The sequence below is a fragment of the Veillonella sp. VA139 genome, from assembly GCF_003992005.1.
Classification (GTDB): domain Bacteria; phylum Bacillota; class Negativicutes; order Veillonellales; family Veillonellaceae; genus F0422.
Window position 1 is genome coordinate 80,181 of sequence record NZ_RQVL01000001.1, and the last position, 26,897, is coordinate 107,077.

Annotated in this window: 25 protein-coding genes and 5 tRNA genes; 4 read left to right on the forward strand and 26 right to left on the reverse strand. The window is 40.0% G+C overall.

Annotated elements, in window-relative coordinates; translation table 11 throughout:
• Position 1: 1 nt before the first annotated feature.
• From EO125_RS00470 to EO125_RS00495, 6 genes are all read right to left on the reverse strand, one after another.
• Positions 2 to 406 (reverse strand): biopolymer transporter ExbD, encoded by a 405-nt coding sequence (locus EO125_RS00470; protein WP_062403271.1) that lies wholly within the window; start codon positions 404 to 406, stop codon positions 2 to 4.
• Positions 396 to 1,010 (reverse strand): MotA/TolQ/ExbB proton channel family protein, encoded by a 615-nt coding sequence (locus EO125_RS00475; protein WP_127147157.1) that lies wholly within the window; start codon positions 1,008 to 1,010, stop codon positions 396 to 398. The genes EO125_RS00470 and EO125_RS00475 overlap by 11 nt, the downstream gene beginning before the upstream one ends.
• Positions 1,011 to 1,106: 96 nt before the next feature.
• Entirely contained in the window at positions 1,107 to 1,877 is a 771-nt protein-coding gene (locus EO125_RS00480; RefSeq protein WP_127147158.1) for an ABC transporter ATP-binding protein, read from the reverse strand.
• Complete coding sequence (locus EO125_RS00485) at positions 1,877 to 2,932, reverse strand: iron ABC transporter permease (RefSeq protein ID WP_127147159.1); 1,056 nt, start codon at positions 2,930 to 2,932, stop codon at positions 1,877 to 1,879. The genes EO125_RS00480 and EO125_RS00485 overlap by 1 nt, the downstream gene beginning before the upstream one ends.
• Positions 2,925 to 3,956 carry an ABC transporter substrate-binding protein gene (locus tag EO125_RS00490; RefSeq protein ID WP_127147160.1) on the reverse strand — a complete coding sequence of 344 codons (1,032 nt, stop codon included), beginning with the start codon at positions 3,954 to 3,956 and terminating at the stop codon, positions 2,925 to 2,927. The genes EO125_RS00485 and EO125_RS00490 overlap by 8 nt, the downstream gene beginning before the upstream one ends.
• A gap of 51 nt (positions 3,957 to 4,007) precedes the next feature.
• Positions 4,008 to 6,458 (reverse strand): TonB-dependent siderophore receptor, encoded by a 2,451-nt coding sequence (locus tag EO125_RS00495; protein WP_127147161.1) that lies wholly within the window; start codon positions 6,456 to 6,458, stop codon positions 4,008 to 4,010.
• A gap of 306 nt (positions 6,459 to 6,764) precedes the next feature.
• Between EO125_RS00495 and rarD the strand changes: the two genes are divergently transcribed.
• The 3 genes from rarD to EO125_RS00510 all read left to right on the forward strand — a co-directional run bounded on the left by rarD (position 6,765) and on the right by EO125_RS00510 (position 11,064).
• On the forward strand, positions 6,765 to 7,640 hold the full coding sequence (rarD, locus tag EO125_RS00500) for an EamA family transporter RarD (protein WP_127147162.1): 876 nt from the start codon (positions 6,765 to 6,767) through the stop codon (positions 7,638 to 7,640).
• A gap of 323 nt (positions 7,641 to 7,963) precedes the next feature.
• The gene (locus tag EO125_RS00505; RefSeq protein ID WP_127147163.1) at positions 7,964 to 9,685 is read left to right on the forward strand and encodes a DUF438 domain-containing protein; all 1,722 of its coding nucleotides are present in this window, start codon (positions 7,964 to 7,966) and stop codon (positions 9,683 to 9,685) included.
• A 212-nt stretch (positions 9,686 to 9,897) separates the two neighbouring features.
• Positions 9,898 to 11,064, forward strand: coding sequence for a protein kinase (locus EO125_RS00510; protein ID WP_127147164.1), 1,167 nt, complete (start codon positions 9,898 to 9,900; stop codon positions 11,062 to 11,064).
• Between the two features lie 125 nt (positions 11,065 to 11,189).
• Here EO125_RS00510 and EO125_RS00515 read toward each other — a convergent pair whose 3' ends face one another.
• On the reverse strand, positions 11,190 to 12,401 hold the full coding sequence (locus EO125_RS00515; protein ID WP_240630402.1) for a pyridoxal phosphate-dependent aminotransferase: 1,212 nt from the start codon (positions 12,399 to 12,401) through the stop codon (positions 11,190 to 11,192).
• Positions 12,370 to 12,879, reverse strand: a complete 510-nt coding sequence (locus EO125_RS00520) for an Lrp/AsnC family transcriptional regulator (protein ID WP_127147165.1) — start codon at positions 12,877 to 12,879, stop codon at positions 12,370 to 12,372. The genes EO125_RS00515 and EO125_RS00520 overlap by 32 nt, the downstream gene beginning before the upstream one ends.
• 481 nt (positions 12,880 to 13,360) lie before the next feature.
• On the opposite strand from EO125_RS00520, the gene EO125_RS00525 reads away from it, so the two are divergent.
• Entirely contained in the window at positions 13,361 to 14,587 is a 1,227-nt protein-coding gene (locus tag EO125_RS00525) for an MFS transporter (protein ID WP_127147166.1), read from the forward strand.
• 76 nt (positions 14,588 to 14,663) lie between these two features.
• On the opposite strand, the gene EO125_RS00530 is transcribed toward EO125_RS00525, so the two are convergent.
• The 18 genes from EO125_RS00530 to obgE form a co-directional block, all read right to left on the reverse strand.
• Positions 14,664 to 15,008: a hypothetical protein gene (locus tag EO125_RS00530; RefSeq protein ID WP_127147167.1), complete on the reverse strand. Its 345-nt coding sequence runs from the start codon at positions 15,006 to 15,008 to the stop codon at positions 14,664 to 14,666.
• Positions 15,009 to 15,096: 88 nt separating this feature from the next.
• Positions 15,097 to 15,185 (reverse strand) — tRNA-Leu (locus EO125_RS00535).
• A 15-nt stretch (positions 15,186 to 15,200) separates the two neighbouring features.
• Positions 15,201 to 15,275: transfer RNA gene (locus EO125_RS00540), tRNA-Cys, on the reverse strand.
• Between the two features lie 7 nt (positions 15,276 to 15,282).
• Positions 15,283 to 15,357, reverse strand: a tRNA-Gly gene (locus tag EO125_RS00545).
• 3 nt (positions 15,358 to 15,360) lie between these two features.
• Positions 15,361 to 15,436 (reverse strand) — tRNA-Phe (locus EO125_RS00550).
• A 6-nt stretch (positions 15,437 to 15,442) separates the two neighbouring features.
• Positions 15,443 to 15,518: transfer RNA gene (locus tag EO125_RS00555), tRNA-Asp, on the reverse strand.
• A 153-nt stretch (positions 15,519 to 15,671) separates the two neighbouring features.
• Positions 15,672 to 16,271: an MBL fold metallo-hydrolase gene (locus EO125_RS00560; RefSeq protein WP_127147168.1), complete on the reverse strand. Its 600-nt coding sequence runs from the start codon at positions 16,269 to 16,271 to the stop codon at positions 15,672 to 15,674.
• Positions 16,237 to 17,751, reverse strand: a complete 1,515-nt coding sequence (locus tag EO125_RS00565; protein ID WP_127147169.1) for a TrkH family potassium uptake protein — start codon at positions 17,749 to 17,751, stop codon at positions 16,237 to 16,239. Before EO125_RS00565 ends, EO125_RS00560 begins: the two co-directional genes overlap by 35 nt.
• A gap of 29 nt (positions 17,752 to 17,780) precedes the next feature.
• Positions 17,781 to 19,121 (reverse strand): Trk system potassium transporter TrkA, encoded by a 1,341-nt coding sequence (gene trkA / locus EO125_RS00570; protein WP_127147170.1) that lies wholly within the window; start codon positions 19,119 to 19,121, stop codon positions 17,781 to 17,783.
• A gap of 11 nt (positions 19,122 to 19,132) precedes the next feature.
• Positions 19,133 to 20,050, reverse strand: a complete 918-nt coding sequence (locus EO125_RS00575; RefSeq protein WP_127147171.1) for a S1 RNA-binding domain-containing protein — start codon at positions 20,048 to 20,050, stop codon at positions 19,133 to 19,135.
• Between the two features lies 1 nt (position 20,051).
• Positions 20,052 to 20,411 (reverse strand): ribosome silencing factor, encoded by a 360-nt coding sequence (gene rsfS / locus EO125_RS00580; RefSeq protein ID WP_127147172.1) that lies wholly within the window; start codon positions 20,409 to 20,411, stop codon positions 20,052 to 20,054.
• A 9-nt stretch (positions 20,412 to 20,420) separates the two neighbouring features.
• Positions 20,421 to 21,512: an LCP family protein gene (locus EO125_RS00585; RefSeq protein ID WP_127147173.1), complete on the reverse strand. Its 1,092-nt coding sequence runs from the start codon at positions 21,510 to 21,512 to the stop codon at positions 20,421 to 20,423.
• A complete protein-coding gene (yqeK, locus tag EO125_RS00590; RefSeq protein ID WP_127147174.1) occupies positions 21,513 to 22,085 on the reverse strand; it encodes a bis(5'-nucleosyl)-tetraphosphatase (symmetrical) YqeK in 573 nt (190 codons plus the stop codon).
• Positions 22,086 to 22,155: 70 nt separating this feature from the next.
• Positions 22,156 to 22,767, reverse strand: a complete 612-nt coding sequence (gene nadD / locus EO125_RS00595; RefSeq protein ID WP_127147175.1) for a nicotinate-nucleotide adenylyltransferase — start codon at positions 22,765 to 22,767, stop codon at positions 22,156 to 22,158.
• A gap of 129 nt (positions 22,768 to 22,896) precedes the next feature.
• On the reverse strand, positions 22,897 to 24,153 hold the full coding sequence (locus EO125_RS00600; RefSeq protein WP_127147176.1) for a glutamate-5-semialdehyde dehydrogenase: 1,257 nt from the start codon (positions 24,151 to 24,153) through the stop codon (positions 22,897 to 22,899).
• A 3-nt stretch (positions 24,154 to 24,156) separates the two neighbouring features.
• Complete coding sequence (gene proB / locus EO125_RS00605) at positions 24,157 to 25,284, reverse strand: glutamate 5-kinase (protein WP_127147177.1); 1,128 nt, start codon at positions 25,282 to 25,284, stop codon at positions 24,157 to 24,159.
• Between the two features lie 22 nt (positions 25,285 to 25,306).
• Positions 25,307 to 25,594 (reverse strand): ribosome assembly RNA-binding protein YhbY, encoded by a 288-nt coding sequence (gene yhbY / locus EO125_RS00610; RefSeq protein ID WP_126938173.1) that lies wholly within the window; start codon positions 25,592 to 25,594, stop codon positions 25,307 to 25,309.
• Between the two features lie 8 nt (positions 25,595 to 25,602).
• Positions 25,603 to 26,874: a GTPase ObgE gene (gene obgE, locus EO125_RS00615; RefSeq protein WP_127068689.1), complete on the reverse strand. Its 1,272-nt coding sequence runs from the start codon at positions 26,872 to 26,874 to the stop codon at positions 25,603 to 25,605.
• Positions 26,875 to 26,897: the final 23 nt, after the last annotated feature.

Sequence of the window (26,897 nt, forward strand, 5' to 3'; positions counted from 1 at the left end):
CTTATTTACTATCTGTCGCAATGGATACTTTAACAATACCCATTTGTTTCAATGTATCTAAGACAGTAACAAATGCGCCATATTCAGCTTTCGCATCACCACGCAAGATAACGACCATGTCATCGCCCTTCGCTTTTTCTGCTTGCAAGTACCGAATCATTTGGTCAAGCGTCACCGGTTGTGCTTCCACATAAATTTGTCCATTGCTAGTCACAGTAATTGGAATTTTACGTTGCAAGTCCACTTTCGATGCCACCGCTTGTGGTAATTGAATTGGCACAGATTTTTGTACGACCATTGTCAACATACTCATCATGAAAAATACCAATAAAAAAAAGATAATATCAATCATTGGAATAATCATGAGTTTCGGTTTAGACGTAGTCCGTAAGGATCTAAGCCGCATGGTTGTCACCTGCCAATTCCGCCATATACATAGCACTTGCATCTTCAATTTGGCTAATCAAAATATCTTGCTGTTGCACTAAGTATATATGTAAAATCAAAGCAATAATCGCCACGATCAAGCCTGTCGCTGTAGCAATCAAGGCTTCCCCTACACCGCCAGTGATGGCAAATGGTTGTCCTTCAGAAATGGATAATACACTGAAAGAACCAATCATGCCGGTTACTGTACCCAACAAACCCAACAAAGGAGCCATGGTAACGATGGATTCAATGTAGTTTAAATATTGACGTAATTTTGCAGATTCACTAATCGCTGCTGCTTCCAACAATTTTTCTTGTTGCTCTTTGTTGTTACCGCCACGAGCTGCTTCTGCAATGACATGGGTAGCCATCCCTTTGCTTGTTTCTTTTAAGGCTTGTAAGCCTTTCCAGTTGCTTTGTTGTACTAGTGGAATGATCGTTTCACGCAACGCATTCACATCATCTACCATAGAACGATAGAAACGCAAGCGCTCAACGAAAATAATCACAGCAATGAAAGAACAAAGTAACAATGGATACATTACATATCCACCCTTAATAAATAATTCAAATAATTCCATGTCATACCTCCTTATCCATGGTTCACATTCATACAGTATTTGTAACAGATCGAACTAGCTCTATCCTTACAATAGACAGCAACAAAGAGCCACTACTTACTTTACTGTTTCCGTAAAAATAATATGAATAGAATCTTCTGTCGGACCTTCTACGATGCGACTATGTACACCATATAGGTTTTGAATAAACTCTGGTGTCAGCAACTCTTTTGGCGTCCCTGTGCCAACCACTCGTCCTTTTTCTAGAGCTACTAGACGATGACAGAATTGGGATGCCAAGTTTAAATCATGAACAGCCATCAATACAGTTACGCCCGCATCACGAACGATTTCCAACATTTCCAATTGGTACTTAATATCCAAATGATTCGTTGGTTCATCCAAAATCAAACATGGGCTTTCTTGTGTTAAAACTCTAGCCAAGATTACACGTTGCTGCTCGCCCCCTGACAGGCTCAAGAAATTCCGTGTTTCCATATGGTCCATCCCCACCTGTGCTAAGGCTCGTCTAGCTATAGTATAGTCCTCTGACGAATCACCTTCAAGTAATTTTTTATGTGGCATGCGCCCCATAAGGACAATATCCATCACTGAAAAGTCAAATTGGTATTGATTATGTTGCGCCACTACCGCCATTTGTAAGGCACTTTCACGGAAGGAAAGTTCATCTAAGGATCGTCCGTTCAGCTCAATGCGCCCAGCATTGGGATGCAATGTACGATAGATACACTTTAACAGTGTACTTTTACCACTACCGTTAGGGCCTATTAGGCCGACAATTTCACGGTCTTGCACATCTAAATCTATACCTTGTAAGATTTGAGTTTGTCCAATGCCAAAGGCAACTTGTTCTACTTGTAAATTCATTAATTACCTCCGAACGCATAGGTTTGCTTAATCATTAAGTATACAAAAGCTGGCGCACCAATCACAGAAATTAAGATACCAATCGGTAATTCCGTGTGAGGAATAATCGTTCTACTCAGTGTATCTGCTACCACAAGTAATAAAGCGCCTCCTAATGCAGAGATAGGAATTAAACCTTTATGATTTGTGCCTAAGGCTTGACGTACAATATGAGGAATCAGCAACCCAACGAATCCAATAATCCCTGCTGCATATACGGCAAAGCCTATCATAATAGAACTCATCACAAGATATAATTGACGATATCTATGTAGATCTACACCTAGGGTAATGGCTACTTCATCACCTAGTAACATCAAGTTCAAAATGCGTGTTTGGAACCAGAAGAATACAATTGGCAATAGAATGACAAATAGCATAATGCCAATCAAATCCCAATTAGCCCCTGCTAGACTACCCATCATCCAGAAAGCTACGTTTTGAATCCCTTCTTTATCCTTCGCAAAATATACGATAATACTCGTAAAAGCACTGCAAACGGCGCTCAATGCCATCCCAGCTAACAACAATTTAATCGCATTAGCTCGGCCACCCATATTGGCAATAATAAGAACACCAAAGGATATGACCATAGCCCCTATGAAAGCCATAATTCCCACATATTCTTCACCAAAGGCAATGCCTACACCCATTAAAATGGCTACTGTAGCCCCTGTGGATGCTCCTGATGAAATGCCTAGAATATATGGATCTGCCAATGGATTTTTAACAATGGCTTGCATGATAACACCACTGACAGCCAGTCCCGCACCGACTAAAGCCGCCAAGATAACCCGTGGCATACGCAACATCCATACAATATCATTCAAAGCTCCTTGTCGTGGATCCTCAATGGTAATGGTATCTACAAACTTTGATGCCACTACTTGCCACAATGTATGTGCTGGAATATGGACTGTTCCTAAAAATAAAGACCATGCCATACCCGCAATCAATAGGGCTATGAGTATAATTCCTACGCCCACCACTGTGAATGTATGTGTTCGATTACTCATGAATACCTCCTGTAAAATTAGGATACAATCCGTGAATCATAAGATTCAATCCATCATGAACTCGAGTGCCTGCGCTGTATACCATAAATAATGGAACCCCATGTACTCGATGATTACGTATGGCATCCACATGTTGTAATGTAGGATTCTTATATAGATTGTCTATGAGTGCCTCTTGCCGTTCATAATCATCTTCCACTAGCACTAAAAAGATAACTGATGGATTTAAATGAATCAACTCTTCTGCATTGATTGTTTGCCCTGCCTCAGAAATGAGATGTCCTCCTATTTCCTCTAGCATATTTCCTGCTAACGTTTCCTTATCATACACACGATACTGGCGTCCCGAATTTTCCAGTATTAAAACCGTATCCTTTGTGCTCTGCGCTTCTCCATAGGCTCTTGCTTCTGCCACTGCACGTTTCGTTCGATTCACCAACGCCTGCGCTCGTTCTTGTCTATTAACAATCGCCCCTAGATCAAGAATGTATTGATATTCACCCTCTACTGTTCTCTTAGATTTTTTATAGGATGATCTCGAAATATAGCTATCAATGCCTCGTTGTGCCCAGAAATCTGTACTCTTCCAATTATTCTTCTGAAAGGTAGAATACCAGCCCACAAGCAAATCTGGTTCCCACAGTAATGTAGTTTCTACATCTGGAATTTCCATGCTTTTATAGGGAATCTTTTCGTAAGCATCACGATATTCTTCTGCTATATATTTACTATCTGGTACTCCTATAGCTGCGATCATACGATCACCTACACCTAAAGCAAGCAACGTTTCTACCGAACTTTGCCAAACGCCCATGATGCGACGTGGTTCCCCTTCATAGGTAATCACTTGATCCGTGCCTTTACTCGTTAATTGATTTACCGTACGAGGTCCTACTTCATGGGATATAACAGCACTTTCCACATAGTCAGGCATAGGAACGAACTCTTCCATACCATGCAAGTGTGCACTATACAATCCACCAAGTAGAGCCACCACAATGCCAGTTATATATATTTTCTTCATTCTTTCACCTAAATGAAAGAGCTACCAAGGTAGCTCTCTCTAGAATCATTATTAGAATTTGTATTTGGCACCAATCATCATTTGACGTGCTGGCATTGCGGAACTACCTGGATCATATCTAAAGTTACTTGACGTTTCATAAGCTTGATTTGTCAAGTTAGTTACTGCTATATAAGTAGTTAAATCTTTAGTTACATCATAGTTTAAGTTCCAATCTAGAATTAAGAATCTTCTAGCTGTAAATGCTTCAACATTAGCTCCTGTATAATAGTTAATTAATAAGCCAGATGATAATTTACCTTTTTCGTAGTTCACATTCAATGTATAATGGTTCGCTGGACGTAATTTATTAATACCTGTATTAATATCACCAGAATCATTATATCCCCAGCTTGGATCTACTACATAACCTGATTTTACTCCCCATTTGTCACTCAAATGGCTATAAGCAGCACCCACGGTCCAATATTGGTTTAATTTATGGTCTACTGTAATATTAAATGCCGTTTTCTTTTCTTTTGCATTAACTGCAGTACTTCGGAATCCTTGTTTTTGTACAGGTGCATTATTTTCGTATACAGTCCATTTCGTAAAAATAGGCATGTACGCAATAGCATTAGTCATATCAGTTAGGCTATAATTTACACCTACTGTTGTTTTTTTGTTCCATGTTTTTTGATATCCTAATGTATACACATTACCTTTTTCATCATGCAATGGTGTTTTATATTCTCCATAGGTAGAAATATAGTCTTCAGAACGCAATGGTCGTAATACTCTTGTCCAACCTGCGTATACACTACTAGTATCATCAAGTTTATACTGTACGTTAAGAGCTGGGGTTACAGCATGAGTTGCACCTTTTTGGGAAACTCCATTTTTTGTATAATTTCCATTATATACAAATCGTAATGCTGGGGTTATATCTAAGTTATCATTAACATGAATTTTATCTTGTACATATCCATACAATGAATCCCGTCGCATAGTGTATTCTTTTATATCATAATTCTCATCGGTGTCATGATAATAATAACTGGCTTTATCATAGGTTACATTCCCAATCAAATCATGTTTACCTAGGGATCTTGAAACTTGTAATTGAACACCGTATTTTTTCTCATCAGGAGGATATTTTGGTGCTGGGGCCTTACCACCTGTTTTAGCTACCCATGCCTCAAGGTCTGACATACTACCGCCAGGGAATGGAGCTAAATATTTTTTTATCCATGTTTTTAATGCCTCTTTATCTGTAGCTCCATTAGGAAAATCTGCATTAAATTGGTCTTGTATACTCGTATGTCCTGTTCCTGGTAAACTCCAAACATACTTATCTACATCTCCATACGTATGAAGTTGATGATATAAACGTATAAAGCTTTCCATATCAGCTTGACGATCAAATGTATATTTTACATCTATATCATTATTTTTGTATTGGCTAAACGAATTATATGCTAATCCATCTAAAGCAAACAAATTATGATATCCTTTATTCACTCTTCCCCATACTGTAGAGTTTGGTTTTAATCTTCCTTGGTCATCTAATGTACCTACTTCTGCTGCAAAAATGATACGATTCCAATCAGCTTCGTTCCAGTATTGTAAATTTGGTGTTGAAATAGGGTATCCGTCTTTACCTTGTTGGTGATTAATAGACACAGTTAAACGATCTGTTTCACTGAAATCTTTATCGATACGGATATTGCCGCTTCTTTCATCAAAACGAGAACCACCTAGTGTACCAGTATCACCAGTATGTCCATCACGGTATTTTGTATCATGAGACATGACACGATGTAAACCGACATAGTAGTGTAAGGAATTATCATTACCTGCACTGCCCGAGTAGGAGAAGTCATAATTGTGTTTTCCCCATGATCCAGTAGAAATATCTAGGGTAGCCTCATTAGCCTCTTCCCCTTTGCGAGTGATAATGTTGATAACACCGCCTGTTGCATCAGAACCATACACAGAAGCTCCTGGCCCTTTAATTACTTCAATCTTATCGACTGCATTAATATTAATAACCTGGTCTAAATTAACGCCAGTGGATTTAGTACCTCGACCAGTTCTAGAACCAACGCGTGCACTTGTTACATTATCTACACGACGACCGTCCACTAATATAATAACTCTTGAATCACCATTAATAGAAATACCGTTATTAAATGGATCATATCCATATTCACCACCACGGTATCCTGGGTTTTGGAATGTTACCCCTGGAATACGTTTGATGGCTTCTGTTAAATCAGAATAATGACGCTTTTCAATTTCATCACGAGTGATAACTTTCACGTCACCACCAGTACGATAGTAGGATTGTTCTGTCACTGTATTACCAAATTGGTCTTTAGAACGATCCCCTTTTACTACCTTTGTATCTAATTGATAGTTGTCTAAATGCTCATCAAATGAGGCCTGCGCCCCCCCCCCGAAAGTGGTTAAAGCTAGACATGCCAAAAGAGCAGCAGAGATGCGTTTCCCTGTTGTATTCATGAATATACCTCCATTAATAATTTCGTACGCCCATACGAATTGATACATAGATTGCTTTAATTAAATTCTACAGCAATTAGAATAATTATACTTCACCTTATCTTCATTTTGCAATTCTTTTTTCAAATATAACTTAATTTCATATTTAAATGTTTCTATATTCTATATATTTTTATTTTATAATATTTTATTCATAATGTTTACTAAAGTTCTATTAAGTTATGCCTACGATTCCCCGATTTCCACTAGAGCATTTATACGTTCTGTGGTACTATGAAGATGAAAGAACATCATCAGGAGGTATCTATGCAACAAACCAATAAAAAAGGTCTTATCACTGCTTTAAGTTGCTATTTTATTTGGGGACTTTTACCCATCTACTGGGGACTTCTCCACCATATATCAGCCTATAGCGTACTGGCACACCGCATTATATGGTCTGCCCTCTTTATGTCCTTTGTGGCTATCGGACTGAATTACAAACAATTTAAGAAAGACTGCCTGCATTTAAGACAGAATATATCCCAATTGGGTCTACTGATTCTAGCTTCTATCTTCGTATCTAGCAATTGGGGATTATACATTTGGGCCATCTCCAATAATCGCGTGATGGATACTAGCTTTGGCTATTACATCAATCCGTTACTAAATGTAGTATTAGGAGTATTGGTATTTAAAGAAAAGCTAACCTTCCCGCAGTGGTGTAGTGTGGGCTTAGCTACCATCGGTATCATCTTCATTTCACTACAAATGGGAAGCACTCCTGATTTAGCACTGGCCATTGCCTTAACCTTTGGTCTTTACGGCCTAGTGAAGAAAAAACTATTAATCCATCCTTTTACAAGCATCGCTTTTGAAGCTTGGCTCGTAGCCCCTTTAGCTCTAGCATACACGACGTATATCGACGCTAGTTCTTGGACAGCGTTTCAAAACGATTCTTATACAGCTGCACTATTCGTAATCTCTGGTCTAACCACCTCGGCACCACTCGTTTTATTTACCTATGGAGCGCGATTATTACCATTAAACCTCTTAGGATTTCTCCAATACCTATCGCCCACCATCGCTTTGCTTATTGCCATCTTCTATTTCGGTGAAAGTTTCGATACCAATAAAATGATTGCCTTTTCTTTCATTTGGGTAGCCCTTGGAATCTATACAGCATCGAATTATACTAAATAAATACAAACAGCCTGTGCATCCGATGCGCAGGCTGTTTTCATAGCATGACCTCTGTATTGTAAATAAACGCAAATACTCATCAACATTTCCTTTTTTACAAAACTTTTATAATTCTGTATCCCTAGCAACTGAAAATTATTTTTATTTACTGTATACTAAACACATAAAAGGAATCGACTCCCCTGGGAGTACGCTCCCTATACTTTATTACGCTAGACCTATGGTATCTATATTTGTAGGAATGTCTGTATTCTTTCAGCCAACACAAATGACGGTGCCATACCAATGATTATACTAATAGTAAACACAGAAAGGACTCGCACATGGATACAATGAAACAAGCTCTTGGGCTTACAGGCAATGACAGAATGGAAGTTATGATTGATATTAAAGATCGCTTTCTCGGTGGCACCTTAGATTTAGAAACAGCTCGTACGTTATTGAAAGAAAAAATCGGCACGTGCACCCCTGATGAATTTGCCTATGGTGAACAACAATTAAAAGGTTCTTACACAGACGAAGAAATCACACATCGTATGGATGATTTATTAGAATTATTCGATGGCATTTTAATCCGCGCAAATAATGAATATCCTGAGCATCATCCATTGACGGTATATCTAAATGAAATCAACGCCATGGAACAACAGTTGACGGAAATGGAAGCTTTGTTACAAGCACCTCACTTTATTCTGAATCCTTGGCTTGGTGTATATGATGCACTTACTACTTGGCGCACCCATTTAGCCCGCAAACAAAATCAATTGTACCCTGTGTTAGAGCGTTACGGTTTCGATCGTCCTACAAAAATCATGTGGACCTTCGACGATGCTGTTCGTGATGCTATCTCTGAAAGTAAACAACTCCTAGAATCTGGGAAGGAATCTGAATTTTTAGCTAAACAAGCGGACGTCATCGATATTATCCGTGACCTCAATAACAAAGAAAAAGAAGTACTCATCCCAACAGCATGGAAGTTATTACAAGACAGTGACTTCATCACTATGAGCCAAGGCGATCATGAAATTGGATTTGCTTTCATCACCCCTCCTCCATTTTATAAAGGTCGTCCTGATGCGGAACCTAAAAACCTTGGAGAGGCATCTACAAATGTGGGTCATGTAACAACACAACATAATCATGCTGATGTGGAAAATCATGAAAATACCCAATTAGGTGGTACTGGTAACCCTACCGCACTGTTACAAGAGTTAGCACAATTAGTGGGCAAGTATGGCATTAACGGAAGCCCTGAACAAACGCATGACCTAGCTGTGGGGGCGTTGACAATTGAACAAATTAAATTAATCTTCAAATTCTTACCTGTAGATATTACCTTTGTAGACGAAAATGACTTAGTTCGTTTCTATAATGATACAAAGCACCGTATCTTCCCTCGCAGTTCTAATATCATCGGTCGCATCGTACAAAACTGCCATCCAAAGAAAAGTCTACCTTTAGTACAAGAAATTATCGATTCTTTCAAAGCTGGCAGACAAGATTACGCTGAAATGTGGATTAACAAGCCTGATCTATTCATCCACATCGAATACATCGCAGTGCGCAATGAACAAGGCCAGTTCAAAGGCATTTTAGAAATGGTTCAAGATTGTACGCATATTCGTAGCTTAAGTGGTTCTCGCAAAGAACTGATTTGGGAAGGTGCTAATTCTGCGTACCATGCCGTAGACCACATCGATTACAAGCATGTACGCCAAGAGGATAGTACAACTAACTCAACTGAACAAGGTACGGCGCCAGAAAGCACACCACAACCTATCGTGCAAGATAACGTATCACAGTCTACGGTCTACGAAAACGACCTAGGTTTAACAGGAGATACAAAACTATTCCCTCTATTCGATGTAATCCCAGGTCTAAAAGATCATATGATTCATATCAATCCAAACTTTAAAATGCTTAATTCTCCACTTGCTAAATTGATGAAACACAAAGCTACTTTATCCATGGTAGCAGAACGTGGTGAGATGTCATTGGACGTTTTAATCCAATCAATCTTAGCTTTCAAACATAAAAACCAATAATATCTATTTGAGGACCATCATTGATGGTCCTCTTTTATTCTTATTTCTAATAAAATTCCATTACCTTTTCAATTTCGAGTATTTTATACACCACTTTCATATGGTCATGCATCACCCAACTCTTTCTACACAGCAAAACTACATAGAGTGCCTTTCAATATATACACAATTACAACAAATAGAGTATACTAAGTAAAAAGGAGGTGTCACACGTGCAGTATCGGCTTAAACTAAAAGATAAAGAGATTTTATACTTTCACATAGAAAAAGAATCCCATTCGTTAGGTACTACAACAGTACATGATTACATGGTGCATATTGATTCTATCTTAGATACAAAGCACCTTCCCTTAGGCTTAACTCCTACTGATACTGGCCTACATCAGTGGTTGTTAGAGCGGAAGATTCCTAAGAATCGGGCCTATGTAGATGAGTTATTACAAGCCTTGTCCGAAACGGATAATCCCTACTCCTACATCGATTTGTCCTACGGACTTTCCTTGAATGATGCCTATTGGGTTTGCCCTATCCATGAACAGGCGACATGGCAAGCAATGAATCTGTATACGAACACGTTTGACGAAATCATCGCTCGCATTGCTTTCACCGGTTATGAAAGTAAAGTCCACCATATCACCACCACCCCTGAGTATACTACGAATGGAATGCTAAAAAAGTGTTGGCACCGTATAGATTCCACAATTTATTTGTATAAGGGATCTACTCATCGGTTCGCTAATGGTGGACAAGAGGCTTTTATTGAATGTTACGCTTCACAAATTGCTGAGGCTATGGGGATTCCACATGTGCCCTATACGATTCATACCTATCACGGTGAACCTGTATCAGCGTGCCCGCTATTCACATCCGAACAGATAGGGTTCCTGCCTATGTCGAAATGCATCGACTCTATCACAACCCGTGACGACCTTAGTCGCTATCGCATCCAGTTAGAAATCGGACAACGATACGGTCTCACTGCATTTCAAGATATGATGGTATTCGACGCCTTTATTCGCAATGCAGACCGTCATTTGAATAACTTTGGCTTTCTATTCCACACTGAAAGCAACGAACTCATCGGTCCAGCCCCACTCTTTGACCACGGGAACTCCTTATTCTACAATGCCTGTGATGAGGACTACGACCATTTAGACACAGTGAACCATAATACTAGCTATTGGGGCATCTCCTACGAAGAACAAGCAAAGCGTTTTTTACAAGTTCGTCATATCCCTATGTTAGAAACCATGAAGACTTTTACTTTCGATTATGTCCCCTCTTCCATTCTAACAGAAAAAAAAGTAAGAGCCTTAGAATCCTTCTTACAGCGTAGGGCTACTCGATTCCTATCTTTCCTTAGTGAAACAATGGAATAATGATACTCAAAATAGTCCCACAATATATACCATAGAACTAACATATACTATGGAACTAACATATATGATAGAACCGCAAAAAGACAGACACAGTTTGTACCATCAAACCATGTCTGTCTTTTTGATTACTCAATTTCTTTATTTTTAATTTTTTCCAAGAATATCTCGATTCGTTTTACCGCTTCTTTAATATTCTGCAAGGAGTTAGAATAAGCTACGCGAACGAATCCTTCTCCACAGTCGCCAAAGGCATTACCAGGAACAACGGCAATACGTTGATCATACAGAAGTTTTTCACAAAACTCTTCTGATGTCATGCCTGTGCTCGTAATGGACGGGAATACATAGAATGCCCCTTCTGGCTCGAATGTATGAAGTCCCATACGATTGAAAGCACTTACCAATAAGCGACGACGCATATCATACTCTTCACGCATGTATTGAATATCTTTGTCTCCGTTTTTTAAAGCCTCAATAGCCGCATATTGAGACATGGACGGAGCACTCATAATACCATATTGATGCATCTTCGTCATCTGTGCAATAATCGGTGCTGGACCTGTAGCAAATCCAAGGCGCCACCCTGTCATGGCAAAGGCTTTGGAAAATCCATTGATTAAGATTGTCCGCTCTTGCATACCTGGTATAGATGCAATAGATACATGTGGTTCATCACCATAGGTAAGTTCACTGTATAACTCATCGGACAAAATAAATAAATCATGTTTAATCACAACTTCTGCAATGGCTTCCAAGTGCTCACGGCGTAATACCGCCCCTGTTGGATTATTAGGGAACGGTAATACTAACAGCTTCGTCTTTTCTGTCACAGCCGCTTCAATCGCCTCTGGAGTCAAACGAAACTCATCTTCTTCTTTCGTGATGATCTGCACTGGTTTGGCGTTACACAATTCAGCCAATGGCGTGTAACACACAAAGCTCGGCACAGGAATCAACACTTCATCCCCTGGGTTGAGTAAGGTACGACAGGTTAAGTCAATGGCCTCTGAGCCACCTACGGTGACAATCACTTCTGTAGCTGGGTCATAAGACACATGATACTTTCGTTCTAACCACTTAGAAATTTCTTCCCGTAATTCCATAAAACCACGATTAGGAGAATACCAAGTTTTCCCCTTTTCTAATGTGTTAATCCCTTCTTCACGTATATGATAGGGCGTAGCAAAATCTGGTTCACCAATACTGAGGGAAATCACATTATCTAATTCGTTAGCAATTTCAAAAAAACGACGAATCCCCGATGGTTTCACAGCTTTGATTTCAGAATTTAAATAGTTGTCATAATTAATCATCGAATACATTTCTCCGATCTTCACGAACTCCACCCGTGTGGAACACAATATTGTTATCTTTATAACGTGTTAAGATAAAGTTTGTTGTAGTGGAAAGCACCGAATTTAATGTAGATAGACGGCGAGATACGAATAACGCAATATCACGCATGCTAGCTCCTTCCACGATAACCGTTAAATCATAGCTACCAGACATAAGGTATACACCTTGTACTTCTGGAAATTCCATAATTCGTTCTGCCACTTTATCAAAGCCTTGATCGGGAGCAGGAGTCACGCCTAATTGGATAAGAGCAGTAGATTTGTTTTGGTCTACTTGTTCCCAATCAATGACTGCTTGGTACCGTTTAATAATACCAGACTCCTCGAAGGCTTGAATACGACTTGCCACATGTGCTTCTTCACTATTGAGCATAATAGCGAGGTCGGCGGCCGACATGGAGGCGTCCTCATCTAATAAACGTAATAAACGATGATCCAATGTGTCTAATTGTACTGTCATAAGGGAGACTCCTTTCTTATGATTCACATCTATGTCTTATAAACTATCGCATTGTACATATATGCTCAATGCTTATCTTTTTATTATAGTCAGTTTCTCTGAAAGTAGCAATATATTATGTTACACCTACACAATGTAATCGCAAGATAGTCTGCTCAAAACAAATCTATACTGATGATCCAACTAGAGATACAACATATCCCCTCATATTAATATCTCTTTTATACCAGTTTCTAACTTCATGGATGGTCATACTCTAAAAAAATTTTATATCCTCTCTTTCCTTTCCCTCTCTCCTGAAGTGTACGAAATTATTTTATATGATACGCTCATATCCCTATTCTTACCTAGTTGTTTCTCCTGTTTACCTATCCGTACATTGTTAACTTAGTTAACTTCTATCGAAAATATTTATATAACCTTTACAAGATTTGCAATTAGGTATATTCTATAAAACGTATTACAAAAGGAGGAGTTATTCATGAATGCCCAATCGATACAAAATCAAGAAGAAACACTTTTTAATTCTGGGTTCATTAGTATTACCATCATTAATTTTATTGTCTTTTTAGTGTACTACTGCTTTGTAGTCATCACAGCAAGCTATGCTACGAAAGAACTTCATTCTACCGTTGCGGAAGCAGGATTCGCTACCGGTATCTATATTATTGGTACCTTATTCGCTCGTCTTATCATGGGACAACGCTTAGAACTGATCGGCCGTAAAGAGGTACTTCGGTACGGAGCTATTTTTTATTTCCTCACTACCCTTGCGTATCTCATCGCCAAAGATATTCTAATCTTGGATGCAGTCCGTTTCCTAAACGGTTTTGCTTACGGTACTGTATCCACCGCAGCCAATGCCGTAGTCACTGCTTACATTCCGAAATCGAAAGATGGAGAAGGTATCAATTATTATGGTCTCAGCACTAGCTTAGCAGCGGCTATTGGTCCTTTCATTGGCATGATTTTATTACCTGCCGTTGGGTTTACGTGGATTATTTATTTAGCCGTCCTATTATCTATCGGTGTTGCCATCGCTTGTTTACGATTCCCTGTACAAAATTTAGTACTATCCTCTAGGGAAGTAGCTTCTATGACATCTTGGTCTATGAAGAATTTCATTGAACCACGTGTATCCTTCATCGCCTTTCTTGGATTCCTAATGGGCTTAGCCTATTCTAGCGTACTCGGTTTCCTTTCTATCTTCACCCATGAAATCGGTCTCATTACAGCAGGAGCCTTCTTCTTTGTGGTCTATGCCCTTGTGATTACCGTAACCCGTCCTATTGCAGGTCGTATCTTCGATGAACGCGGTGAAAATGCTGTCATGTACCCTAGCTATGTATGTTTAACGATTGGTCTTTTACTCATCGCTTATAGCTTCAATGCAGCGTTACTACTTATCGCCGGAGCCTTTGTAGGCTTAGGTTATGGTACCTTTATGTCTAACGGACAAGCTATTTGCTTGAAAGCTGTAGAACCTGCCAAAATTGGGGTGGCCCTTTCCACCTATTTTATTGGTCTAGATCTTGGATTAGGCGTCGGACCTTATACATTAGGAATCTTACATGGCTTACTATCCTACAGCGGAATCTATATGGTATCTGCCATCATTCCAGTTATCGTATTGATACTTTATGCCATCTACTATAAACCTGTAAAAAAAGAAGAGATTTACGAAGAAGAAATTCCTCAGCATCAATAAGCCTATAGATATAAAAAAGTGCCCTATACCTTATGCTATGACATACATATGCATATCGGTATAGGGCACTTTAATATTATCCTTTTCTTACAAATATACGAATTTTATTCGTCCTATCAATCAAATTAGTATCATTACACCAAAATTTTAAAGTATCATAGCCAATATATGTATCTACATAAACTGTCCTCTCATTACTATAGATGATGGTTCCTAACTCATCATAACAGTTTACGATAAACGCTAAATTACAATTAAATTTTCCATTCATGATTTCAAGTAAAATATAAAAGAATTGTGTACTCCCTTTATTGACTTCTTGTATTCCATAGGACTGTACATTAATTTGAAAAAACTGAAATGTTTTTTCATTAATTTCAATAGCATTATATAATCGATCAACATCATTAACTGTATTCATAGTCCCTCCCTAAGCACACTCATTATATGATACTTACATTATAGTCCATTTACACATAAAAAAATAGACCAACCGAAGTTGGTCTAAATGGTGCCGAGGACCGGAATCGAACCGGTACGGTTATCTCTAACCGACGGATTTTAAGTCCGTTGCGTCTGCCTGTTCCGCCACCCCGGCATGGGTGGAATGTTGTGGAGGCGGCACCCAGAATCGAACTGGGGAATAAAGGTTTTGCAGACCTCTGCCTTACCGCTTGGCTATGCCGCCAAAAAAGTGGAGCGGAAAACGAGATTCGAACTCGCGACCCCCGCCTTGGCAAGGCGGTGCTCTACCGCTGAGCTATTTCCGCGAATGGTGCCTCAGGGCAGAATCGAACTGCCGACACACGGATTTTCAGTCCGTTGCTCTACCGACTGAGCTACCGAGGCAAGTAGTGGCGACCCCGATCGGATTTGAACCGACGATCTTCGCCGTGACAGGGCGACATGTTAACCGCTACACCACGGGGCCAATTGACTACTTTGTTAGTATACCCTATTTCATTTCTTTCGTCAACTATTTTTTATATTTTTTTATAAAGAGTTTGTATTTCTGTGAAATCTTATCTAGGACTTACGCAATAACCTCAATAACAGCCTTGTTCTTGATACTATTTTCTCTAACTCAAGGTGCTAGTAAATATGGATTCGTTACTAATTCATGTCCCAATGTAGTACTCGTACCATGACCAGGGTATACCACATAGGCTGGATTGAATGTTTTTATTTTTTCTAATGTTGCTTTCATAGCCACAGGATTTCCATTATAGGTATTTACTTTGCCTACGGTACCCTTAAACAATGTATCTCCTGTAAACAAAATATGTTGATACCCAATACATACACTACCTGCACTATGCCCAGGTACCTCCCATACATGTAAAGAAAAAGGTCCTATCTGTAAAGGTCCCTCTCCTAGCGCAATATATGGCGAAGTAAATCGTTCTTTGTATCCCGATGGCATACGCCGTTTCACCCGTAGTAATTCATCATCCATAGGATGCATATATACGGGAATATGATAATGCTCTACCAACGCATCGACGGCACAGATATGGTCTGCATGTCCATGTGTCAGTATAATACCCACGGGCTTCGCCTCCTCTATTTCTCTCATAATGCGGTGCCCGTGAAAGCCTGGATCGATAATAAGGGCGTATCCATTTTCTTTCAGTATATAGCAATTCGTTTTATATAAACCTTGAGGTGTTCTTACGATGTCCATCTAATCGTTCATACCTTTTCCCCTTCTTGGCAAAATATCCACGCCAAAATCCCGGATGCAGTAATACAAGCAATGTAAACAGTTCTAACCGTCCTAGCAGCATATCAATGATACAAACAACTTTAGCCAATGGAGACAAAATGGTTAATGTTTCCGTTGGTCCTAACGTGCCAAAGGCAAGACCAACATTCCCTAAGGTACCAGTCACAATACCTAGTACATCGCCAATAGGAAGACCTGTAGTAGATATCACCACAGAGGAAATACCAAAGATTAGAAGATAAAAAAAGAAAAACTGTTGCGTCATATGTAACCACTTAGTAGGTAGAACATGTCCATTTAATCGCACCATTTGTACCATATCTGGATGGATAGCTTTACGCAAGTGTAGGATACTACTTTTTGCTAAGATAATAATTCGAATAATCTTTATACCACCTGTGGTGGATCCACTGCATCCCCCAAAGAATGTCCCCATGAATAGCACCATCTGTGCTAAGCTAGGCCATTGATTATAATCCACAATGGCAAAACCCGTTCCTGTTTGCATAGATACTAATGTAAATAAGGAATTTTGAATATGAGATATATCCAAGCCCCCCGCTTCCCAGCTGAGCGCTACCAACACTAATACTGATCCAATACAGAGGGTCATCAAATACATACGATATTCAAAATCCCGCCAAATTTCTTGTATCCCCTTTTGCCAAACAGATTGATACACTGCAAAGTTTCCTCCTGCTAGCACCATAAATACCAATAATATGATACATACAATAGGTGCATCTGCATAAGCAAAGGCCCCTCCCGTCATGGGGGCCAATCCCCCAGTGGCAACGGTAGCAAATGTTAGATTAATCGCTTTAAAATAATCTACTCCTGCCAACCACAGCAATGATGAACAGACTATAGTAAATACCATATAGGTGCGCAACAAATTCCCCGCAATGGAACGAATTCTAGGTAATACAATGCCAGGTCTTGGTACAGAGGCTTCCGCTTCAAAAAAATGAGCTGCATCAGCCCCCAAATTACGAAGGAACGCTAAGACTAAGACAATCATTCCCATGCCACCAATCCAATTCGTAAGGCCTCGCCATAAAATGAAAGTTCTCGGCAATGAACTGACATCATCAATCATAGTTGCTCCCGTTGTCGTAATCCCTGATACAGCTTCAAAGAGGGCATCTACAAAGCTTGTAAAGACACCACTAAAGTAAAAGGGCAAGGCTGAAAATATAGCTGCAAATAACCAGCTTGAACTGACCACCAAGAAACCATCTCGCAAGCTATAGGAGTCTGTATCTGTTCCATAATAATACAATACGCCACCTAATACACCAGACAGCGCGCTGGCTACAAGGAATGAATAGTATCCTATACCTTCATCTAAGAGACCAAAGAAAAAAGGAACTAATATGAAGAGGGCTAGTGTAATCAATACTTGCCCCACTACTCGCATAATATTTTGAATGCGCATGAAATCCTCCTTTCTTTCATCTTACTTCCTTATCCGCTTACATAGGTAAGGAGTTTATTAACATATTCTGGCAATGTAAAGATAACAATGTGGTCACCTTCCACTAATTGCGTATCCCCTTTTGGCACAATTGTACGATTATCTCGCACCACAGCACCCACTAAAGATTTACCAGGGAATTTTAAATCTTTTAAATATTGATTCATTAAATTTGAACGATTGGTAATACTAATCTCAATAGCTTCTGCTTTGGAACCTTCAAAGGTGAAGATATTAATTAAATTTTCTCCTTCTCGGATGAGTCTCAAAATTTGACCTGATGTTAATAATCGTGGGGAGAACACCACATCGATACCTACTTGTTCCATTAAGGTGATATATTCTAAGCGACCTACACGGACAAAGGTCTTTGGTACACCTAAATGTTTCGCTAACAGTGCTACCAATAGATTCAGCTTGTCATCATCTGTTAAGCAAATGATCACATCGTTGTCACTAATCTCTTCTGCTTGTAATAAGTCGATATCTGTGCCATCTCCATGTATGACAATGGAGCGACTCACTAGGGCAGCCAGTTGTTCACAACGATCTAAATCTTTTTCAATAACCTTCACATCATATCCATCAGCTTCTAATAGTAAGGTAAGATTCCGCCCTATAAGACCTGCACCAATGATAACGACCCGTTGTGTAGGACGACTTACTTCATTCAACCAGACTTCTACCTGATCGATGCTTTCCTTCGCCCCTAGAAAGAATACATTATCTAGGTATTCCAAGGTACTTTCACCATGAGGAATAATCATTTCACCACCACGCATAATCCCCACTACGAGCACATTAGGGGGTAGTTCCAATTTTCGCAAAGGGATTCCAGTGACATTTAGATTGTTCCGAATCTTAAATTCCACCAACCGAACCGCACCACTGGCAAAGTCTTCTACATCTAAGGCCGCTGGTGTTTTTAAAACTTTGTAAATTTCTTGGGCCGTTACCATTTCTGGGTTGATGAATAAATCGATACCCAATCGTTCACGAATGGAAGCATTAGTACCACTATCATATTCGTTATCCCGCACCCTTGCAATAGTTTTTGGAATCCCTGCCGCCTTGCCTAGCATACAAGCCAGCATATTGACCTCATCAGAATCCGTTACGGCAATAAGCATACCCATATCTGCAATGCCAATTTCTTGTAACAGGGAAATACTGCTGCCATTACCTTGTACTAAGTTCACATCTAAGCTATTTTCTAAATTTTTAATGCGATCTCCGTTTTTTTCAATGACATACACATCATGTTGGTCTTGCGCTAATCGCTGCGCCAAGGAGTAGCCTACTTTACCAGCACCTACTACCACAATTTTCATGACATATCCCCCTATTTGGATTCCTCTACTGTTGTAGATTCTTCATCCGTTGCTACTAATATAGTTTGTCCTTTATCTGTTAATAAGGTCCACCCATCTTCTTGCACAATGAGCCCTTCTTTCATCAGATGTCCTAAGGCACGTTTGAAAGCGGCCTTGCTAATGTTGAATTTATCTTTAATGATAGGTGCCGATGTACTATCACCATAAGGCATACGTCCATGACGACTACCAAGATAGGTCATAATATTGGCACCATCCGTAGCCAATGCCTCTTCTTTGACAGGACGCATAGAAATATTGATACGTCCATCATCACGTTTAAAAGTAATGCGACCTTCAATGAGTTCTCCCACTTTGAGGGAACGCGTCATTTCACTGCGATGCATGAAAGCAATCCATCGCTCAGGGGTAATCAAAAAGGCGCCTTCGCTAGTCATATTGTAAATAGCGCCTTTTACCATGCCACCAATCTTAGCATCGGTAGCCGGTTTTGAGGCGCGACGCATGGCATCATCCACATCCATGGACACGGCTAAACGACCAGATTTATCACTATAGAGGCGAACCCACACTTTTTCACCATTTTGAGGGCGCCCACGCATCTCAGCATGAGGCATAAAAATCCCCCGTTCAGTTCCCACCTCTACGAAACAGCCAAAATTTGTTGTATTGATGACCTCAACATAACCAATTTGACCTTCCTTCATAGCTGGTAAACGCATACTTGCTGTCAATCGACCTTTGGGATCTTTGTAGAGAAATACAGTCACTTCATCACCAATCGCAACATCACTAGTTTGTTGGTCTTTATGCAATAAAATATCGTCATTTGTATTCCCTGTTTGACCATCTAAGAAAGCCCCTTGTTCACTTTGACGCAATACCTTTAGCGTAGCAATGGTATTTTCTGATAAGCTACTAGCCATATTAGACTCCTTCAAAGGATTCTCGTGGCGCATCCTTCCACAATTCTTCTAAGCCATAGAAGAGGCGGTATTCACCTGTAAATACATGGGCAATGACATCACCAAAATCAAGTAAGATCCAATCTCCTTCACGATATCCTTCACGATGTAATACAGTCATACCTTGTTCTGCCCCTGCATCTTCAATGGCATCCGCTACACTTTGTGCATGTTTCACATTATTGGCTGTAACCACCAAAAAATAATCGCTTAACATAGTAAGACCTTCCATATCCATAATGGAAATGTCTTCACCTTTTTTATCATAGCCAGCTTGCGCTAAGATGTTTACGGTTCCTAAAATATCTTGTTTCTGTTTCATTCTAACTCCTTATCTTGTTGTAGGGCTTCCCGGTTCTGCTTTCTCCTTCGTTCCCTCTGTTTCTTTATCCTTCGATTGTTTTCCAGATTCTTTAGTAGCGTCCGTAGAACCATCTTTTGGTGTATCTCCAATCACAGGAATTACTTCTGCATCACTTGGAATATCTCCTACCGTTATACCTACTAATTGTTGTAACTCTACTGTTTCTACATTCCAGTAGTCCACATGATCTATCGTTTCTGGTGAACCTGGTAAAATATACCAACGCACTTTATCTTTCGGGAACTCAATCACTTTCGTCACAAAGCGAACTCCATCCCAAGTACTCACATTGGTACTAATATGGCTCCATTGTCGCCATACTCGAAAAGCCGTTCCCAAACTGACATGATTACGTTCTCGCTCCATCATAGATTTTAGTAATCGCTCTTGATGCATAGTCCGTGCTAGTGTATCCCCTTCATCATTGAGGAAACGCATATATCCAAAGGCTGTATTATCCGTCAAATCTTGATACCCTTGATGAAGATTGATGTCCACTTCACCAGAAGCTGCATCTCGATGTACCATCGATTGTTCCACATATAAGCTTGGCGTGCCAAAAATGTTCATCATAGATCGGAAACTATCTTGATCCACCACCGCATAATAAGGGATGACGATATGGAACATATCCTCCACTACGGCTTTCGTCAATTCAATCCCACCTTGTGCATAGATATCATTAATCCGTTGGGGCGTATCATTATGACGATTCATAATTTTACTATTACTTGGTATACCAATAATCTGCATCGTTTTAGCATCTAAATTGAAAGCTACTACATACAGTGCATCTGCTTGTTGTGGTTGACTTTTATCAACGCCAACAACCAACATATAGGAGGTCTTAATAGAGCTCATATCAATAGGCGTTGTATTTGTCACAACTGGCAACGGATGCGATTCTTGGCCAGTAGCGGGCTGTGATACAGAACTTACTACACTGCGTATGCCCCATACTGCCACCCCTACAATTGCTATAAGGAGGATGATAGCGCCTATAATTCGTCCCCAACGCAGTCCATTTCGACGTGGTTTGCGTCGTATCTTTTGATCCATTTATACATCCAACCTTTCTAACAACACACTATTTCTACCTCGAATCGTATCTACATGTATGCTTAATCCCTGATCTAGCAAATGACGTATCGTTCCATCATAAGCGAGAACAACAGCAGCATTCAAATCTTGAAATGCCAACGTCCGTAATTCTTCCACTCCTGGAAAGTTGCGATTCGGCTCAATATAATCGGCTAAAAAAATAATCTTATCCAATACACTCATGTGGGTACTGCCTAATGTATGAACACGAATAGCTTCACAAATCGATTCATCTTGGATATGCAACTCTAATTTCGCATAAGCAGCGCCTGCTGGTCCATGCAATAAGGCTCCATTACTAAGCATTTCCTTATCCACTGGTATTTGCGCTTGTTGCACCATATCTTGCATGGTTTCTAAGGAACATTCTTTCATAGCATCATGCAATAGTGCTGCCATTTCTGCTTGATCTACCCGCGCCCCATAGTGGTTTGCTAATCGTTTTGCCATATCCACCACACCTAATGTGTGGGCGAATCGTTTTGGTGAAAGCCGACCTTTCACAATATGTTGTAATGTTTCTATTGTCATTGTATCCTTCACTAGCCTATACCTTTCTATGGCGTACTACAACATTGACTTCATCTCTACGGATGGCAAGTCACGTGTTGTATATCTTATGTTCCTTAATATATTGATACACCGTTCTCGGTAACATATATCGAGTGGACAAGCCATGGCGCAATCGATGACGCAATTCCGTAGCAGATAGCTTCATTTCCGGCACTTCTAATATATGAATACGACTCCCTCGCTGTCCAAACCATTCGATACTTTCACCAATGTCGTTAGTAGCACCAGGACGAATAGCTCCAATGAACTGGCACATATCTAAGAGTTCTTCTATATATTTCCAAGTTGGCAAATTCTGAATCGTATCTGTGCCAGCAATGAAGAAAAATTCCGTAGATGGTCCATACACATCATGAAAATATCGCAATGTATCAATGGTATAGGATTTTCCTTCTCGCTGCATCTCCACATCAGAAACCACAAAATTCGGGTTATCCAACACCGCTGCCCGCACCATTTCTAACCGATATTTTGACTCAATCACATCTGTTTCCTTGTGTGGGGGCTCCTTAGCAGGTACAAAAATTACACGATTCAAGTCAAATGCTTCTGAGGCCATTTCTGCAATCATCAAATGCCCTAAATGGACAGGATTAAAGGTGCCTCCCAAAATACCAATTCTCTTTTTCTTATCTGCCATGTAACCACGCCCCTATACACACTAGTGATACCACGCCTAGTATGGTTAATACGATGCCATAAGACTTCCATTCATAAGCCCCTTTGGGTGACTTCATATACTGAAAGTAAGCCTTTAGATATGTAAGTTTCATCGTACCTGTCCATGACCAAAGACGAAATATTTATAACTAGTCAACGCATCTAACCCCATAGGTCCTCGGGCATGGAGTTTTTGTGTACTAATGCCGATCTCAGCCCCTAAGCCAAATTCAAAGCCATCTGTAAAACGTGTAGATGCATTCACATAGACTGTGGACGCATCCACTAAGTTCATAAATCGTTCTGCCTTTGTTGGGTCTTCTGTAATAATCATTTCAGAATGTTTCGTACCAAATGTATTGATATGAGCAATGGCATCATCAATAGAAGATACTACTTTAAAGTTCACAACATAGTCATTATATTCCGTAGACCAATTATCTTCAGTGGCAGGTTGCACTTGAGGAGATAAGCTTTGAATCTGTGTATCTCCATAGATGGCAACGCCTTTTTCTTCTAACATAGATACAATCTTAGGGCCTAAATCTTGTAGTCTGCCTTCATGTAACAGAATCGTTTCCATGGCATTACATACAGATGGCCGTGACAGTTTTGCATTTTCCAATACCTGTAATGCCATCGTTTCATCTGCAGTAGCATCCACATAGCCATGGACAACACCGCTCCCTGTTTCTATAACAGGAATTTTACTATTGTTGACCACAAATTGAATCAATCCTGCTCCACCACGTGGAATCATTACATCAATCCATTTACGTTGTGCTAAGAATTCGCCTACAGCTTCACGTTCTAAAATAGATACGAGTTGAACCAGCTCTTTAGGGGCACCACAACGCTCTAAGGAACCTTGCATAATCTGTACCATCGTCTCACTTGTGTGGTATGCCTCTTTACCCCCCCGAAGAATAATTGCATTGCCTGTCTTAATGGCTAAGGCAGCTGCATCTACTGTCACATTAGGGCGAGCTTCATAAATCATGCCAATAACACCGATAGGGATTTGGCGCTTTTCAATACGCAAACCATTGTCTAAGGTTCTACTTTCTAACACAGTACCAATGGGGTCATGCAAATGAGCCACTTGGCGAACACCCTCACAAATACCTTGGATGCGTTCCTTCGTTAGACGAAGACGATCCATCATCACAGATGGAACTCCATTCTCTTTAGCTTGGGAACAATCCATAGTATTCGCGTCTAAAATTGCAGGGAGTGCCGTTTCTAAATCACAAGCAATCTGTTCCAAAATACGATTCTTATCTTCTGTACTCAATACTTGCCCCGTCATAGAAGCTGACCGAGCTGCTTTGCCTAAACTTTCAAAATATGCAGTATATGGATTCATAATTTACTCCTGTCGTAAGACAACTAAGTTGTCTCGATGCACCACCACATGATAAGTATCACGAACACCTAGTATACTCGGAATATCCTGTGATTTATGACCTTTAATCTTTAATAAATCGGATAGATTAAAGTTCACAATACCGCGGGCAATTTCTTCTCCATCGTGAACGATAGATATGGTGTCTCCTTCTTCAAATTGTCCTTCACCAGATAGAATACCTACTGGCAAAATACTAGAGCCATTGGTGAGTAAGGCGTCACGACATCCTTTATCTACATGAATGGTACCTTGTAAACGTGTGCCAAATGCCATCCATCGCTTTTTAATTTGCGGTACATCCCCTTGTGGCCAGAAATGTGTGCCTCGTTCTTCACCATTCATAATCGCTTTAATACTATCTGGATGATCACCAGAAGCAATAACCATATGAACACCAGAGTTCGTCGCAATATGAGCCGCTTGAATCTTCGTATACATACCACCTGTGCCCAAGGAAGAACCTGCACCGCCAGAAATTTCATAAATGTACGGTGTAAGAGCCTCTACCTCATGGATTAAGGTAGCTGTTGGATCCGTCGATGGATTTGCTGTATACAAACCTTCGATATCGGAAAGAATAATCAATACATCTGCATCGATGATGCTGGCAATATTGGCAGATAATGTATCATTGTCACCGATTTTAAATTCATCGATAGCCACCACATCATTTTCATTGATAATAGGAATAACACCTAATCCAATGAGGGCCGTCAATGTATTCCGTAAATTAAGATAATGACTACGTTTCACCGTATCTTCACGGGTCACAAGAATTTGTCCTACCGTATGTCCATATTCAGCAAATAGCTTCTCATACATATGTAGCAAGATGCCTTGTCCCACAGAAGCAGCCGCTTGCTTTAAGGCAATGTCATCGGGTCTAGATGTAAACCCCAATGAGGGAAGACCTGCGGCAGTAGCCCCAGAAGAAACTAAAATCATTTCTTTCCCTGCATTGGCTAAATTACAAATTTGACGGACTAACACTTCCATTTTATCAATGTTAATGCGTCCATTTGCATGCGTTAATGAGCTTGTTCCTACTTTAACAATCACTCGTTTCGCCTGTCGTAACTCTTCTCTCATCGCTTCACCTCATGTGGATTGATTATCTTGGCAACTCAATTTTTGGATCTTTTGCTTTTTTGTACAACACACCATTGTGTCCGATGATTTGTACTAACTCTGCTCCTAACATATCCGCTAGGTCTGGCAAAATTTCTTTTGGATCTTCCAAGCAGTTGTTTAACACTTTTACTTTAATTAATTCACGTTTTGTAATGGCAGCTCGTGCGCTATCGATAACAGGATTTTCCAATCCCCCTTTACCAATCATCACCACTGCTGGCATAGTGCTTGCTAAGGCACGTAAATATCGTTTTTGTTTACCTGTCATTCTATCTCCTAATCATGGAAAGTAAATCGTTGGTCACCGATGACTACTTCATCGCCATCTTGAATGCCACGTTTTTTTAATTCCGCATCTAAATCCATGTAACGCCAAATCTTTTGGAATCTTCGCAATGCTTGTTCATCATCAAGGTTCGTCATTGCCACCAATTTCTCAATACGAGAGCCGCTGATAATATAGGATGCATCATCGCCACGAGTAATGACGAAGTCAGTATCAGGTTTTGCTTCATAGTATACAGTATCATCCACCACTTCTGGTTCTGGCACGTAATTTTCAACATAGTACCACGCCCGTTCTACTAGTGCTGGCAACCCTTCTCCAGTCAATGCATTGACCGCAAATACTTCATAGTCTTGATCTGCAAAGTATTTTGTGACTCTTGGCAACGTTTCTTCATCTTGTAACAAGTCTGTTTTGTTCAATACGATTAATTGTTTTTTCTTGCTTAATTTTTCGCTATATTTAGCTAACTCTTCGTTAATTTTATGAAAGTCTTCAATAGGGTCACGACCTTCTAATCCAGATACATCCAATACATGGAGCAAAATATTACTACGTTCTACATGCCGCAAGAAGGAATGTCCTAAACCAATGCCTTCACTAGCGCCTTCAATCAAACCTGGAATATCTGCCATGACAAAACTTTTACCTGGTGCTACAGAGACTACCCCTAATACTGGAGTTAATGTAGTAAAATGGTAGGCAGCCACTTCTGGTTTTGCAGAAGACACTTTGCGGATGATAGAAGATTTACCCACACTTGGGTAGCCCAATAATCCCACATCAGCTAATACTTTTAATTCTAGATTTAACCAACGTTCTTCACCAGGTTCCCCTTTTTCAGCAAAGGTTGGTACACGATTAGCACTTGTTTGAAAGCGTGCGTTACCACGGCCACCTCGACCACCTTTGGCAACCATGTAGGTTTGTCCATCTTCCACTAAGTCCGCCATTAATTTACCCGACTCTTCATCTGTTACCGTCGTTCCCAAAGGAACAGAGACAATTAAATTTTCAGCACCACGACCATGCTTGTTGGCACTCTGTCCAGCACCGCCTGTGTCGCCTTTAAATTGACGTTTATATCTAAAATCAACCAATGTATTGATATTTCTGTCAGCTTTTAAAATGATGTCAGCACCTTTACCGCCATCTCCACCATTCGGTCCCCCTTGTGGTACATATTTTTCTCGACGGAAACTACTCATACCGTTACCGCCATCTCCCGCTTTCACTAATATACGGGCACGATCTATAAACATATTTTTTTCCTCTAGCCCTATAG

Excerpts from the sequence above, each read along its gene's own strand:
- EO125_RS00480 (WP_127147158.1), bottom strand. The coding sequence starts at position 1,877 with ATGAATTTACAAGTAGAACAAGTTGCCTTTGGCATTGGACAAACTCAA.
- obgE (WP_127068689.1), bottom strand. The coding sequence starts at position 26,874 with ATGTTTATAGATCGTGCCCGTATATTAGTGAAAGCGGGAGATGGCGGT.
- proB (WP_127147177.1), bottom strand. The coding sequence starts at position 25,284 with ATGAGAGAAGAGTTACGACAGGCGAAACGAGTGATTGTTAAAGTAGGA.
- EO125_RS00530 (WP_127147167.1), bottom strand. The coding sequence starts at position 15,008 with ATGAATACAGTTAATGATGTTGATCGATTATATAATGCTATTGAAATT.
- EO125_RS00485 (WP_127147159.1), bottom strand. The coding sequence starts at position 2,932 with ATGAGTAATCGAACACATACATTCACAGTGGTGGGCGTAGGAATTATA.
- yhbY (WP_126938173.1), bottom strand. The coding sequence starts at position 25,594 with ATGACAGGTAAACAAAAACGATATTTACGTGCCTTAGCAAGCACTATG.
- trkA (WP_127147170.1), bottom strand. The coding sequence starts at position 19,121 with ATGAAAATTGTGGTAGTAGGTGCTGGTAAAGTAGGCTACTCCTTGGCG.
- EO125_RS00505 (WP_127147163.1), top strand. The coding sequence starts at position 7,964 with ATGGATACAATGAAACAAGCTCTTGGGCTTACAGGCAATGACAGAATG.
- rarD (WP_127147162.1), top strand. The coding sequence starts at position 6,765 with ATGCAACAAACCAATAAAAAAGGTCTTATCACTGCTTTAAGTTGCTAT.
- EO125_RS00520 (WP_127147165.1), bottom strand. The coding sequence starts at position 12,879 with ATGACAGTACAATTAGACACATTGGATCATCGTTTATTACGTTTATTA.
- EO125_RS00495 (WP_127147161.1), bottom strand. The coding sequence starts at position 6,458 with ATGAATACAACAGGGAAACGCATCTCTGCTGCTCTTTTGGCATGTCTA.
- yqeK (WP_127147174.1), bottom strand. The coding sequence starts at position 22,085 with ATGACAATAGAAACATTACAACATATTGTGAAAGGTCGGCTTTCACCA.
- nadD (WP_127147175.1), bottom strand. The coding sequence starts at position 22,767 with ATGGCAGATAAGAAAAAGAGAATTGGTATTTTGGGAGGCACCTTTAAT.
- EO125_RS00470 (WP_062403271.1), bottom strand. The coding sequence starts at position 406 with ATGCGGCTTAGATCCTTACGGACTACGTCTAAACCGAAACTCATGATT.
- EO125_RS00560 (WP_127147168.1), bottom strand. The coding sequence starts at position 16,271 with ATGGACATCGTAAGAACACCTCAAGGTTTATATAAAACGAATTGCTAT.
- EO125_RS00600 (WP_127147176.1), bottom strand. The coding sequence starts at position 24,153 with ATGAATCCATATACTGCATATTTTGAAAGTTTAGGCAAAGCAGCTCGG.
- EO125_RS00490 (WP_127147160.1), bottom strand. The coding sequence starts at position 3,956 with ATGAAGAAAATATATATAACTGGCATTGTGGTGGCTCTACTTGGTGGA.
- EO125_RS00575 (WP_127147171.1), bottom strand. The coding sequence starts at position 20,050 with ATGGCTAGTAGCTTATCAGAAAATACCATTGCTACGCTAAAGGTATTG.
- rsfS (WP_127147172.1), bottom strand. The coding sequence starts at position 20,411 with ATGAAACAGAAACAAGATATTTTAGGAACCGTAAACATCTTAGCGCAA.
- EO125_RS00565 (WP_127147169.1), bottom strand. The coding sequence starts at position 17,751 with ATGCGCATTCAAAATATTATGCGAGTAGTGGGGCAAGTATTGATTACA.
- EO125_RS00585 (WP_127147173.1), bottom strand. The coding sequence starts at position 21,512 with ATGGATCAAAAGATACGACGCAAACCACGTCGAAATGGACTGCGTTGG.
- EO125_RS00475 (WP_127147157.1), bottom strand. The coding sequence starts at position 1,010 with ATGGAATTATTTGAATTATTTATTAAGGGTGGATATGTAATGTATCCA.
- EO125_RS00525 (WP_127147166.1), top strand. The coding sequence starts at position 13,361 with ATGAATGCCCAATCGATACAAAATCAAGAAGAAACACTTTTTAATTCT.